Source organism: Blastococcus sp. VKM Ac-2987, from assembly GCF_026967805.1.
GTDB lineage: Bacteria > Actinomycetota > Actinomycetes > Mycobacteriales > Geodermatophilaceae > Blastococcus.
In genome coordinates, this window is record NZ_JAPVBG010000001.1 from 666,837 (window position 1) to 679,668 (window position 12,832).

Below are 12,832 nucleotides of genomic sequence, written 5' to 3' on the forward strand. Positions count from 1 at the left end.
GGTGTGCCGTCGACACTGGCCGCCGCCGCCCGGCGGGAGCAGGCCGGAACGCGAACTGTGGACGCAGCCGCGCCCTGTGGACGACGCGTCGCGGACCCGCAGCACGCCGTCGCCGGGCGATGCGATGATCGGCGGCGCGAGCGCCCGTAGCTCAGCGGATAGAGCAGGTGCCTTCTAAGCACTTGGTCGCAGGTTCGATCCCTGCCGGGCGCGCTCACCGGTACCCGGCCCGTGCCGGCACGGGGACGCCTCCGGCAGCGGCGTCCCCGTGCCGTCCCGTGGCAACGCGCCACCTCCGGCGCTTGCCCTCCCCCGGGTCCGTGGCCTACGAAAGACACGTGGAGACGCGCGGCCGACGCCCGAACCCGACGTGGTACTTCGTCCTCGGGGCGATGTGGACGGTGCTCGCCGTCGTGATGTGGGCCTCGGCCGAGAGCACGGCCGCGGCGGTGGCCTTCGTGCTCCTGGGCATCGCCAACCTGGCCCTGGGCGCCTCCCTCCTGCGGAAGCAGCGGGCCGCTCAGCGCGCGCGCGACGACGGCGGTCTGAGCACGGCGAACGGGTCGGTGACCTCGAGCGACGACGTGACGAAGCGGTAGAGCGCCGCCGGCCGGCCGCCCGCACGGCCGGAGGCCGCCGTCTCGCCGGTCGCCTCGAGGACGCCGCGGCGCAGCAGCACGCGCTGCAGGTTGGTGGCGGTGACCTCGTAGCCGAGGGCGGCCACGTAGATCTCGCGCAGCTCCGCGACGGAGAACGTCGGCGGGGCCAGCGCGAAGCCGACGTTGGTGTAGGACAGCTTGGCCCGCAGCCGCTCCAGCGCCGAGGTCACGATCGAGCCGTGGTCGAACGCCGTCTCCGGCAGGGCGTCCACCGGCTGCCACGCGGTGTCGTCGGGCAGCACGGGATCGAGGTGTGACGGCACGAGCCCCAGATAGGCGGTGGCCACGGTCCGCCCACGGGGGTCGCGGTCGGGATCGCTGCGCGTCTCGAGCTGCTCCAGGTGGGCGAGCTGGCGCACCTCCACCTTGCTGGCCAGCTGCCGGGCGACCGAGGTGCCCAGCCGCTCGTCGGCCAGCAGGGGGCCTCCCGGCAGCGCCCAGCTGCCCGAGAACGGCTCGTTGGCCCGCCGCCACAGCATCACGTGCAGCCGCGCCGACCGGACCTGCAGCACGGCGGCGAGCGCGTGGTGCGGAAAGGCAGGCCGGTCCGGCGAGGACCACACAGAAGGCACGACCGGAATGCTACGGTCGTGGCACAGGTTTTCGACTGCGAGTATGAAACCCCACTCCTCCGGAGGTCCCGGTGACCGCAACGCTGCCCGCCCCCACCAGCACCAGCTGGACCCCCGACCAGCGGGACTCCTGGCGCGACGAGGTCCGCCGGCTGGCCGCCGAGCGCGACGCCGTCGTCCTGGCGCACAACTACCAGGCCGCGCAGATCCAGGACGTCGCCGACCACGTGGGCGACTCCCTCGCCCTCTCCCGGATCGCCGCGGCCAGCACCGCGAGCACGATCGTCTTCGCCGGCGTCCACTTCATGGCCGAGACGGCGAAGATCCTCAGCCCCGGCAAGACCGTGCTGGTGCCCGACGCCGCCGCCGGCTGCTCGCTGGCCGACACCATCACCGCCGACCAGCTGCGCGCCTGGAAGGCCGAGCACCCGGGCGCCGCCGTCGTCTCCTACGTGAACACGACCGCGGAGGTGAAGGCCGAGACCGACATCTGCTGCACCTCGTCGAACGCCGTCGAGGTCGTCGAGTCGATCCCCGCCGACCGCGAGATCCTCTTCCTCCCCGACCAGTTCCTCGGCGCGCACGTGCAGCGGGTGACCGGCCGGACGAACATGCGGATCTGGATGGGCGAGTGCCACGTGCACGCCGGCATCTCCCCCACCGACCTGCGGCAGAGCATCGAGGACGCCCCCGACGCCGAGGTGCTCGTGCACCCCGAGTGCGGCTGCGCCACCAGCGCGCTGTGGATGGTCGGCCAGGGCGACCTGCCCGAGGACCGGGTGCACGTCCTCTCCACCGGCGCGATGCTCGACCAGGCGAGGCGGACGACGGCGAAGCGGGTGCTGGTCGCCACCGAGATCGGCATGCTGCACCAGCTGCGCCAGGCCAACCCGGCGGCCGCCTTCGAGGCGGTGAACCCGCGCGCCGAGTGCCCCTACATGAAGATGTCGACGCCGGAGAAGCTGCTGCGCGCGCTGCGCGAGGGCCGCGACGAGGTCACCGTCGACCCGGACGTCGCCGCGCGCGCCCGCTCGGCCGTCGAGGCGATGATCGCCCTCGGCACCCCGTCGCTGGTCGGCGAGTGACTGTGGGGCCCCGCCGCACCGCGCCGGTCGCCCCCGCCGTCGTCCCGGCGCTGCCCCTGCCCGCGGCCGGCTGGTCCCGCACCGTCGACGTCGCCGTCGTGGGCAGCGGCGCCGCCGGGTTGATGACGGCGCTCGCGCTGGCCGGCGCGGGCCGCCGGGTCGCCGTCGTCACCAAGGGCGCGCTGGGCGACGGCAGCACCCGCTGGGCCCAGGGCGGCCTGGCCGCCGTCCTGGGGTCCGACGACGACGCCGCGCTGCACCTGCAGGACACCCTCACCGCCGGCGCCGGGCTGTGCGATCCCGACGCCGTGGCCGCGCTCGTCGCCGAGGCGCCCGACGCGATCGCGCTGCTGCAGGACCTCGGGGCCCGGCTGGACCTCGACCCGCGGGGCCGCCCCGCGCTCACCCGCGAGGGCGGTCACAGCCGGGACCGGATCGTGCACGCCGGCGGGGACGCCAGCGGCGCCGAGGTCACCCGCACCCTGGTCGCGGCGCTGCGGGACGCCGGCGTCGAGATGCACGAGCACACCGTCGCGCTCGACGCCCTGCGCACCGGCGACGGCACGGTGGTCGGCCTGCGGGTCGCCCGCGTCGCCGCCGACGGCGCCCTGACCGACGCCGGGGACCTGCGCGCGCACGCCGTCGTCCTGGCCACCGGCGGGTACGGCCAGGCCTACGCCGCCGCCACCAGCCCGGCCGGCGCGACCGGCGACGGGCTCGCGCTCGCGCTGCGGGCCGGGGCCGAGGTCGCCGACGTCGAGATGGTCCAGTTCCACCCGACCGTGCTGTGGCGGGGACCGGGCGCGCGCGGGCAGCAGGTGCTGATCAGCGAGGCGGTGCGCGGCGAGGGCGCCGTGCTGGTCGACGGCGCAGGTGCCCGGATCATGCCCGGCGCCCACCCGCTGGCCGATCTCGCCCCGCGCGACGTCGTCTCCGCGACGATCGCCGCGCACCTGGCCGCCACCGGGGAGGACTGCGTCTTCCTGGATGCGACCGGCCTGGGTGCTCCGTTCCTCACCCGCCGCTTCCCCGGCATCGTGCGAGCCTGCCGCGCGGCCGGGTTCGACCTGCGCACCGAGCCGGTGCCCGTGACGCCCGGCGCCCACTACACCTGCGGCGGGGTGCTGGGCGACCTCGACGGCCGCACCGGCGTCCCCGGCCTCTACGCCGTCGGGGAGGTCGCCTGCACCGGCGTGCACGGGGCCAACCGGCTGGCGTCGAACTCGATCACCGAGGGGCTGGTCGCCGCCCGCCGCTGCGCCGCCCTGCTCGCCGCGGAGCTGCCGCACGGCGCACCGGCCGGGCCGGCAGCCGGTGGGGCCTCGTCCGCCGGGGCGGTCGACCCCGCGGCGCGGCCGGCGATCGGGGCGGCCACCAGCCGGCACGCCGGCGTCGTCCGCACCGCCGCCGGTCTCACCGAGCTGACCGCCGCGCTCGCCGGTGCGGCCCGGCTGCCCGCCGGCCGGCCGCTGGACCTCGCCGCCGTCGAGGCGACGGCGGTGCACACCGTGGCGACCCTGCTGGCCGCCGCGGCGCTGGCCCGCCCGGAGAGCCGCGGCTGCCACCGCCGCGCCGACGCCCCGGGCACCCGGCCGGAGTGGCAGGTGCGGCTCGCGCACTCCGTCGACGCCGCCGGCCGGCTGCACACCCGTACCGTGCCGCTCGGCGTGCCCGGCGCCGAGCAGACCCAGGGAGTGGCATGACCGGCACCGAATGGATCCCGCTGCGCGCGGAGCTGGCCGACGTCCTCCGCGACGGCGGCCTGGACCCCGCCACCGTGGAGCGGGTGATCCGGCGGGCGCTGGACGAGGACCTCGCACTGGGCCCCGACGTCACCACCCTGGCCACGGTGCCCGCGGATGCCCACGCCACCGGGGAGGTCGTCCCGCGGTCGGCCGGGGTGCTGGCCGGCATCCCGGTCGCGGCGGCGGTGTTCGAGATGGTCGGCGGGCGCGACGTCGAGGTGGTGCTGCACGCGGCCGACGGGATGGCGGCGCGCCCGAACGCCCCCGTCCTCGGCGCCGCCGGCCCCACCCGCGCGCTGCTCACGGCGGAACGGACGGCGCTGAACCTGGTCGGCCGGCTCTCCGGCGTCGCCACGCTGACCCGGCGCTGGGTGGACGCGGTGTCGGGCACGGGGGCGGCGATCCGGGACACCCGCAAGACCACCCCGGGCCTGCGCGAGCTGGAGAAGTACGCCGTCCGGTGCGGGGGCGGGGTCAACCACCGCATGGCGCTGGGCGACGCCGCCCTGGTCAAGGACAACCACGTCGCCGCCGCGGGAGGCATCACCGCGGCGGTCGAGGCGGTGCGCGCCCACTCGCCGGAGATCTCGCTCGAGGTCGAGTGCGACACCCTCGACCAGGTGCGCGAGGCGATCGCCGCCGGGGTCGGGCTGGTGCTGCTGGACAACTTCGCGCTCGCCGACACGGAGGCGGCGGTGGCGCTGGTGCGCGGGACCGACGTCCGGCTGGAGGCCAGCGGCGGGCTCACGCTGGAGCGGGCCGCCGAGGTCGCCGCGACCGGCGTCGACTACCTGGCCGTGGGCGCGCTCACGCACAGCGCCCCGGTGCTCGACCTGGGCTTCGACCTGCGCTGACCCGGCGCTCTGGGGGTGCTCCTCGCGCTCCGGGAGTCCCGCAGGACCCCGGAAGGACGAGAGGCACCCCTGGAGCGTGGCCGGGGCCGGGTGCTCGTACGACAACGGCACGCTGCACGACGAGCCGGCACCCGCGCTACCGCTGGTCGGGGTGCAGCCAGCCGATCGCAGGTGCCACGTGCTCCACGATCGTCCGCAGCAGGGAGGCGTTGTACTCGACGCCGAGCATGTTGGGCACGGTCAGCAGCAGGCTGTCGGCCTCGCGGACGGCGACGTCCTTGGCCAGCTGCTCGGCGAGCGCGTCCGGCTCACCGGTGTAGCTCTTGCCGAACCTGGCGCGCACCCCCTCGAGGATGCCGACCTGGTCCTGCCCGTCCCGCGCGCCGCCGAAGTACTGCCGGTCCAGGTCGCTGACGATCGGCAGCACGCTGCGGCTCACCGAGACCCGCGGCTCGCGCTCCCACCCGGCCTCGGCCCAGGCGGCGCGGTAGCGGGCGATCTGCTCGGCCTGCAGCTCGTCGAAGGGGACGCCGGTGTCCTCCACCAGCAGCGTCGAGCTCATCAGGTTCAGCCCCTGCTGCGCCGTCCACTCGGCGGTGGCGCGGGTGCCCGAGCCCCACCAGATCCGGTCGGCCAGCCCCGGCGACTGCGGCTGGATCGCGAGCCTGCCGGCCGCGCCGCCGGTCATCCGCGGGTCGGCGTCGACCAGCGGCTGCCCGGTGATCGCCGCCAGGAACAGCCCGGTCTTCTGCCGGGCCAGGTCGGCGTCGCTGCCGTCGGGGCCCGGCACGTAGCCGAACGCCTCCGAGCCGCGCAGCGCCGTCTCCGGTGATCCCCGGCTGACGCCGAGCTGCAGCCGGCCGTCGGCGAGCAGGTCGGTCGCCGCGGCCTCCTCGGCCATGTAGAGGGGGTTCTCGTACCGCATGTCGATGACGCCGGTGCCCAGCTCGATCCGGCTCGTCCGCGCCGCCATCGCCGCCAGCAGCGGGAACGGCGAGGCCAGCTGCCGCGCGAAGTGGTGCACCCGCACGTAGGCGCCGTCGAGCCCCATCTCCTCGGCGGCGACCGCCAGCTCGACGCTCTGCACCAGCGCGTCCCGCCCCGTGCGCACCTGCGACCCGGGAATGGGCTGCCAGTGCCCGAAGGACAGGAACCCGATCCGCTTCTCCACGACACTTCCCTCTCGTCGATGTCTGCTGCACCAGCACCCCGGGAGGGGTCCGGATTCCCGGCCGCTGTGGCAATCACCCGTAGCGGGCGCGACCGGTGGGGCCGGTGTGACCTGGTGCGACGGAGTGTGATGGGCTGATCACGACTCTCCGTGATGCGGTTCCGTCACTTCTTGCCTGCGATGCGTGACGCTGTCCCGGTGAGCCTTCCCGCATCCGAGACGCCCCGATCCCCGGGCGCGCCTGGCGGCGCCGCCGGGCAGCGCTTGCGGGCGATCGACACGCTGCTCGCCGACCGGGGCCAGCTGTTCCAGGCGCTGTTCCTCTCCGCGCCGATCGCCAAGGCCCTCGTCGACCTCGACGGGCACGTGCTGGTCGCCAACCCGCGGATGTGCGCCCTCACCGGCCGCACCGCCGAGAGCCTGTCGGGCCGGCACATCGACCTGCTCGCCCACCCCGACGACCCGCCGGTCGGCGACCTCGGGCTCGCGCCGGCTCCCGGCGAGCCCGACCTCGACCCCAACCTGCTCCTCGACGGCGAGCGCCGGCTGCGCCGCTCCGACGGCACGGAGCTGTGGGTCGTCCAGTCGCACGAGCTGGTGCTGCAGAGCAACGGGACGCCGCAGTTCGTCGTCCTCTCGCTGGTCGACGTCACCGACCGCCGCCGCGCGGAGGAGGACGCCGTCCGCCGCGCGTTCATGGACCCGCTGACCGGGCTGCCCAACCGGCGCGCGCTCACCGACCGGCTGCGGCACGCCGTCGCGCTCTCCCGCCGCCGCGGGCTGCAGGTGGGCCTGGTGCACCTCAACATCGACCGGTTCCAGGCGGTCAACGACGCCCTCGGCCACGAGGCCGGCGACCTGCTGCTCAGCCAGTTCGCCGACCGGCTGCGCTGGAGCACCCGCGTCGAGGACACCGCCGTGCGCCTGGGCGCCGACGAGTTCCTCGTCGTCGCCGAGGACGTCGAGGACCTCGACGGGCTCCGGGCGCTGGCCGACCGCCTGCTGAGCGTGCTCGACGAGCCGTTCGTGGTGAACGGCCGGGAGATCACCCTCTCGGCCAGCGTCGGGCTCACCCTCGGCGCCGACATGACCCCCGACGACCTGCTCCGCCAGGCGCAGAGCGCGCTGACCCGGGCCAAGGCCGATGGCCAGCGCGCCCGCATCGAGGTCCACGAGGGGGCGCTGAGCCGCAACGACGTCGACGCGCTGCAGCTGGAGACCGAGCTCCGGCACGCCCTCGACCACGACGAGCTGCGGCTGTTCTACCAGCCGATCGTGCACCTGGCCGACGAGACGCTGCTCGGCTACGAGGCGCTCATCCGCTGGCAGCACCCCACCCGCGGCCTGCTCCCGCCCGGCGCCTTCCTGGACGTCGCGGAGAACAACCGGCTCACCTCGAAGCTCGGCGCGTGGGTGCTGCGGCGCGCCTGCCTGGACGCCGCCACCTGGACCGAGGACCTGCGGGTGCACGTCAACATCTCGGCCCGCCACCTGGGCGAGGAGGGCTTCAGCGAGCTCGTCGCCGCGGCGCTCGAGGAGTCCGGCCTCCCGCCGCACCGGCTCGAGCTGGAGATCACCGAGTCGACGGCGCTGTTCGCCGCGGAGGCCACGCTGCACGCGGTCGCCGTCGTCACCGACCAGGGCGTGACCCTCGCGCTGGACGACTTCGGCACCGGCTACTCCGCCATCACCGCGCTGCACCGGCTGCCCATCCACACGGTCAAGATCGACCGCTCCTTCGTGGCCGACGTCGTCACCGAGCCCTCCACCGCCGCGCTCGTGCACGGGCTGCTGCAGCTGGGTCGCGGCATGGGCCTGCAGGTCATCGCCGAGGGCATCGAGGACCTCGACCAGGCCGCCTGGCTGCTCGACCACGGCTGCGCGATGGCCCAGGGCTACGCGTTCGGCCGCCCGGCGCCGCTGCCCAGCCCGGCGGAGGTGCTGATCGGCGAGGTCACCGAGGCCCCGGCCGAGGACGTGGCCGGTGAGCTGCTGCCCGAGCCGCCGGTCCCGCCCGCGCTCCCCCGGCAGCGGACGCCGTTGACCCCCGAGGGGCACGACGTCACCGACACCGGCCGGTTGTCCGCCCGCACGCTCTTCGACGAGCTCGCCGACGACGACTGAAAGAGGACCCGGTCCCTCTCACCCCTCGCACGCTCGAGGTGAGCCTCCGGACCGGGCCGTTCCAGCACGTCACCCGCGGGGCAGGGCCAGGGGCACCGGCCGCTTGGCCGCCCGGCCGTCGCCGGAGGAGCGGCCGCGCAGGCGCCGGCCGATCCACGGCGCGACGAAGCCGCGCACCCACGCGGCCTCCTCGGCCAGCGCGGCCCGCAGCTCGCGCGGTGGCTGCGGCGGGAGCGGGGTGCGCCAGTCCTCGCCGTCGGCACCGGGCAGCCCCAGCGCCGCCGCGGCGGCCAGCGCCATGCGGCGGTGCCCCTCGTCGGTCAGGTGGATCCGGTCGGTGTCCCAGAGCCGGAAGTCCTGCACCCAGCCGGCGCCCCACTGGTCGAGGACGGCGGCGCCCTGCCGCGCGGCGATCGACCAGACGTTGGCGTTGAAGATCGCCATCCTGCCGCGGACCCGGCGCAGGATCGGGGTGTTGCGGGTGTCCACGCCGGTGGCCAGCAGCACGTCGGCGCCGGCCGCCCGGAAGCGGACGACGGTGGCCTCGAGCTGCGCGGCCAGCTCGTCCGGGTCGGCGCCGGGGCGCATCAGGTCGTTGCCGCCGGCGACCAGGCTGACCAGGTCCGGCGACGCCTCGAGCGCCACGGGCACCTGCTCGGCGAGCACCTGGGCCAGCAACCGGCCGCGGATCGCCAGGTTGGCGTACTCGACGTCCGCGTGCGGCGCCGCGGCGGCGAGGTGCCCGGCGAGCCGGTCGGCCCAGCCGCGGTACCCGCCGGGGCGGCCGGGATCCGGGTCGCTGAGCCCCTCGGTGAACGAGTCGCCCAGGGCGATGTAGCGGTGCCAGGAGGAACGGGACGATCGGTCGAACTGCACGGCTCACTCCAGCACGCCCCTCCCCGCACCGGGAACCGGGGTGGGATCCGCCCGCGACGACCTCAGCCCCGGTAGGTCTCCAGCAGCCGCAGCCAGATCTCGCTGATCGTGGGGTAGGCCGGGACGGCGTGCCACAACCGGGCGATCGGCACCTCGGCCACGACCGCGATCGTCGCCGCGTGCAGCAGCTCGGCGACCGCCGGGCCGACGAACGTCATGCCCAGCAGCACCTCGCGCTCGGTGTCGACGACCGCGATCGCCGTCCCGGTGTAGCCGTCGGCGAAGACCGCGGCGCCGGCGATGCTGCCGATCGGGTACTCGACGACGCGGTGCGGCAGGCCCGCCTCCTGCGCCTGCGCGGCGGTGCGCCCGACGCTGGCGACCTGCGGGTCGGTGAAGACCACCGACGGCGTCGCGACGTCGTCCGCGGTGTCGACGAAGGGCGACCACGGAGCGGTGTCGACCTGCTCCCCGCGGGCCCGCGCCACGATCGCCGCCCCCGCCTGCCGGGCCTGGTACTTGCCCATGTGGGTGAGCTGCTGCCGGCCGTTGACGTCGCCGACGCCGTAGAGCCAGGGGATCCCCTCGACCTGCAGCGTGGCGTCGACGGAGAGGTACTCCCCCGGCTCGAGACCGACGGTGCCGGCGCCGATGTCGGCGGTGCGCGCCGAGCGGCCGACCGCGACCAGCACCTCGTCCCCGCGGACCTCGCCGTCCGCCGTCGTCAGCACGACGCCCGTGCCGTCCCGGCGCGCGGCGGTGACCTCCGTGCCGAGCCGGACGTCGACGCCGGCCTTCCGCAGCGACTCGGCGACCGCCTCGCCGGCCTGCGGCTCCACCCCCGGCAGCAGCCGCTCGCCGCGCTGCAGCACGGTCACCTGCGACCCGAGCGCCTGCCAGGCGGTGGCCATCTCGCAGCCGACGTAACCGCCGCCGAGCACGAGCAGCCGGGCCGGGGCCGCCGTGGCGCTGGTCGCCTCGCGCGGACCCCAGGCGCTGACGTCGGCCAGCCCCTCGACGGGCGGCACCGCGGCGGCCGACCCGGTGCACACGGCGACGGCGTGCCGGGCGGTCAGCCGGGTCCGCGTGCCGTCCTCGGCGGTGACGACGACGGTGCGCTCGCCGTCGAGCCGGCCGGTGCCCCGGAGCAGGTCGATGCCGGCGCCGTGCACCCACTCGACCTGGCCCGAGTCGTCCCAGTGCGAGGTGAACGAGTCGCGGCGGGCGAGCGTGGCCGCGACGTCCTGCTCCCCCGTCACCGCCTCGGCCGCGCCGGCCACGGCCCGCGCCTCCGCGAGCACCTCGGTGCCACGGAGCAGCGTCTTGCTCGGCATGCACGCCCAGTACGAGCACTCCCCGCCGACCAGCTCCGGCTCCACCAGCACCGCCGACAGGCCGCCCCGCACGACGACGTCGGCGACGTTCTCCCCCGTCGAGCCCGCTCCCAGGACGACGACGTCGTACGTCCGCTCTTCTCCGCTCACGCGCCAGATACTCCCCGTGTGGTCGACTGGCCGCCATGCCGGTCGATCGAGGCGAGTTCACCGCCGCCCTGGCCCAGTACGCCGCCGGGGTGTGCCTGCTGACCGTGCGCGACGGCATCGACGACGTCGGGACGACGGTCAGCTCGGTCATGAGCGTCTCGGCCGCACCCCCGCTGGTCGCCGTCGGCCTGACCGCCGACGGCTACCCCGCCGAGGTGCTGGAGTCGGTCGGCAGCTGCGCGCTGACGGTGCTGGCCGCGCCGCACGCCATCGTCGCGTCCCGGTTCTCCTCCGCCGGCCGCCCGAGCGCCCGGCACCTGCTGGAGTCGGTGCCCTGGACCCGGGCCGAGGGCAGCGGCGCCATCGTCCTGCAGGAGGCGCCGGCCGCCCTGGACTGCCGCCTGGAGCGGCTGGTCGAGGCCGGCGACCACGTGCTGGCCCTGCTGCGGGTCGAGGACGTGCCCGTGCTGAACCCCACCACGACACCCCTGCTGCGGGTGCGCGGCCGCTACCAGTCCGACCGAGAGGCTTCCCGATGAGTTCGTCGTCCCCCGTCGCGAGGCGGATCCTCGAAGCGTTCGCGGCCGCCGGCGTGCAGACCGCCTTCGGCCTCCCCGGGGTGCACAACCTGTCGTTCTGGCGGGAGACCGGCCCGGGCCTGCCCCGGATCGTCGGGGTGCGCCACGAGCAGACCGCCGTCTACGCCGCCGACGGGCTCGCCCGCGCCACGGGCGGTCTCGGCGTCGCGCTGACCACCACCGGCCCCGGCGCAGCCAACGCCGCCGGCGCCTTCGGCGAGGCCGCCGCCTCCGGCACGCCCCTGGTCCTCGTGGCCAGTGAGGTGTCGACCAAGCTGACCCGCCCGGGGGTGTCCCGAGGCATCCTGCACGAGTCCCGGGACCAGGCCGGCATCTTCGAGCCCCTGGCCAAGGCGGTGTTCCGCCCCCGGACCGCCGAGGACGCGTGCGCGGCCGTCGCCGAGGCCATCCGGACGGCCCTGACCAGCCCGCGGGGACCGGTCTACGTCGACGTCCCCACCGACGTGCTGAACCAGCCGGGTCCGGCCGTCCCCCCGCTCCCGATCTCGTCGGTCGCCCCGGACGATGCGTCCGTCCAGGCCCTCCACGAGCTGGTCGAGGCGTCGCCGTCGGTGGTCCTGTGGGTCGGCGGGGGCGCCGTCCAGGCCGACGCGGCCGAGGAGGTGGCGGCGCTCGCGGAGCGCCTGCAGGCCCCCGTCGTGACCACCTACACCGCCCGGGGCATCCTCCCGGCCGACTCCCCGTACCTGGTGGGGCTCCCGCCGCACGAGCCCGAGATCGCCGAGCTCGTCGCGGGCGCCGACCTGCTGATCGGCATCGGCAGCGACTTCGACGGGATGATGACCCGCAACTGGTCCATGCCGGTGCCGCGGGCCATGGCGACGATCAACTGCGCCGCCGAGGACCTCACCAAGAACTACCCGTTCGACGTCGCGGTGCTCGGCGATGCCAAGCAGGCCCTGCAGGCGTTGCTGGCCCTCCCGACCGGGCCCCGTCCCGCGGGAGCCGCACGGGTCAGCGAGGTCCGCGACCGCTGCTGGACGCGGCTGTCCGGCGATCCCCGCGCGGCGGCCGGGCTGGAGCTGCTGGAGTCGCTGCACACCGCGCTGCCGGAGGGCGCGGTCGTCGTCGCGGACATGGCGATCCCCGGCTACTGGTTCGGCGGCTACGGCACGGTCCGGCGGCCGCGGACGCTGCAGTACCCCGTCGGGTGGGGGACGCTCGGCTACGCCCTGCCGGCCTCGGTCGGCCCCGGGGTGCTCGGCGACCGGCCGGTGCTCGCCGTCTGCGGCGACGGCGGGTTCATGTTCGCCGTGGGTGAGCTGGCGACCATCGCGCAGGAGGCCCTCCCCGTCACGGTCCTCGTCGTCGACGACGGCGGGTACGGCATGCTGCGCTACGACCAGGACCACGCCGGCGACGAGCACCGCGGCGTCGACCTCGTCCGCCCGGACTTCGCCGCGCTCGCCGAGTCGTTCGGCATTCCGGCGACGCGGGTCACCGGGCTGGGCGCGCCGCTGGCGGAGGCGCTGGGCGCGGCCCTGGCCAGCAGGCAGCCGCGGCTGGTCGTCACGGAGGCGACGCTGACCCCGCCGCGGACGACCTCGCCGCGGTGGGCGGAGTGACCGGGCGCGGCTGAGCGGGCACGTCCGGAGGACCTGCCGGGCCGGTTGTCACATCCGCGGGCCCGGCGGTGCTATCCGTACATGGACCTCGTACGGAA

The 12,832-nt window shown here is 75.8% G+C and carries 11 protein-coding genes and 1 tRNA gene; 8 read left to right on the forward strand and 4 right to left on the reverse strand.

What is annotated here, in order from left to right; genetic code table 11:
- Positions 1-140 precede the first annotated feature (140 nt).
- Positions 141-213 (forward strand) — tRNA-Arg (locus O2W17_RS03220).
- A gap of 125 nt (positions 214-338) precedes the next feature.
- Positions 339-599 carry a hypothetical protein gene (locus O2W17_RS03225; RefSeq protein ID WP_269190952.1) on the forward strand — a complete coding sequence of 87 codons (261 nt, stop codon included), beginning with the start codon at positions 339-341 and terminating at the stop codon, positions 597-599.
- On the opposite strand, the gene O2W17_RS03230 is transcribed toward O2W17_RS03225, so the two are convergent.
- On the reverse strand, positions 521-1,231 hold the full coding sequence (locus tag O2W17_RS03230; protein WP_269190953.1) for an NUDIX hydrolase: 711 nt from the start codon (positions 1,229-1,231) through the stop codon (positions 521-523). The genes O2W17_RS03225 and O2W17_RS03230 overlap by 79 nt on opposite strands.
- A gap of 71 nt (positions 1,232-1,302) precedes the next feature.
- Here O2W17_RS03230 and nadA point away from each other — a divergent pair, with 71 nt between their 5' ends.
- The 3 genes from nadA to nadC are packed head-to-tail and all read left to right on the forward strand — an operon-like array spanning position 1,303 to position 4,915.
- Positions 1,303-2,316: a quinolinate synthase NadA gene (gene nadA / locus O2W17_RS03235; protein ID WP_269190954.1), complete on the forward strand. Its 1,014-nt coding sequence runs from the start codon at positions 1,303-1,305 to the stop codon at positions 2,314-2,316.
- Between the two features lie 2 nt (positions 2,317-2,318).
- On the forward strand, positions 2,319-4,019 hold the full coding sequence (locus O2W17_RS03240; RefSeq protein ID WP_269190955.1) for an L-aspartate oxidase: 1,701 nt from the start codon (positions 2,319-2,321) through the stop codon (positions 4,017-4,019).
- Positions 4,016-4,915 carry a carboxylating nicotinate-nucleotide diphosphorylase gene (gene nadC, locus O2W17_RS03245; protein WP_269190956.1) on the forward strand — a complete coding sequence of 300 codons (900 nt, stop codon included), beginning with the start codon at positions 4,016-4,018 and terminating at the stop codon, positions 4,913-4,915. The genes O2W17_RS03240 and nadC overlap by 4 nt, the downstream gene beginning before the upstream one ends.
- 136 nt (positions 4,916-5,051) lie before the next feature.
- Here nadC and O2W17_RS03250 read toward each other — a convergent pair whose 3' ends face one another.
- Entirely contained in the window at positions 5,052-6,086 is a 1,035-nt protein-coding gene (locus O2W17_RS03250; protein ID WP_269190957.1) for an LLM class flavin-dependent oxidoreductase, read from the reverse strand.
- A 198-nt stretch (positions 6,087-6,284) separates the two neighbouring features.
- Between O2W17_RS03250 and O2W17_RS03255 the strand changes: the two genes are divergently transcribed.
- Positions 6,285-8,210 (forward strand): putative bifunctional diguanylate cyclase/phosphodiesterase, encoded by a 1,926-nt coding sequence (locus tag O2W17_RS03255; RefSeq protein WP_269190958.1) that lies wholly within the window; start codon positions 6,285-6,287, stop codon positions 8,208-8,210.
- A 69-nt stretch (positions 8,211-8,279) separates the two neighbouring features.
- Here the strand turns inward: O2W17_RS03255 and O2W17_RS03260 are convergent, their stop codons facing one another.
- A complete protein-coding gene (locus O2W17_RS03260) occupies positions 8,280-9,086 on the reverse strand; it encodes an SGNH/GDSL hydrolase family protein (RefSeq protein WP_269190959.1) in 807 nt (268 codons plus the stop codon).
- Between the two features lie 62 nt (positions 9,087-9,148).
- Positions 9,149-10,570, reverse strand: coding sequence for a dihydrolipoyl dehydrogenase family protein (locus O2W17_RS03265; RefSeq protein WP_269190960.1), 1,422 nt, complete (start codon positions 10,568-10,570; stop codon positions 9,149-9,151).
- A 35-nt stretch (positions 10,571-10,605) separates the two neighbouring features.
- Between O2W17_RS03265 and O2W17_RS03270 the strand changes: the two genes are divergently transcribed.
- Complete coding sequence (locus O2W17_RS03270) at positions 10,606-11,109, forward strand: flavin reductase family protein (protein WP_269190961.1); 504 nt, start codon at positions 10,606-10,608, stop codon at positions 11,107-11,109.
- A complete protein-coding gene (locus O2W17_RS03275; RefSeq protein ID WP_269190962.1) occupies positions 11,106-12,734 on the forward strand; it encodes a thiamine pyrophosphate-binding protein in 1,629 nt (542 codons plus the stop codon). The genes O2W17_RS03270 and O2W17_RS03275 overlap by 4 nt, the downstream gene beginning before the upstream one ends.
- Positions 12,735-12,832: the final 98 nt, after the last annotated feature.

Coding starts and splice junctions, on each gene's coding strand:
- O2W17_RS03275 (WP_269190962.1), top strand. CDS start 11,106: ATGAGTTCGTCGTCCCCCGTCGCGAGGCGGATCCTCGAAGCGTTCGCG.
- nadC (WP_269190956.1), top strand. CDS start 4,016: ATGACCGGCACCGAATGGATCCCGCTGCGCGCGGAGCTGGCCGACGTC.
- O2W17_RS03270 (WP_269190961.1), top strand. CDS start 10,606: ATGCCGGTCGATCGAGGCGAGTTCACCGCCGCCCTGGCCCAGTACGCC.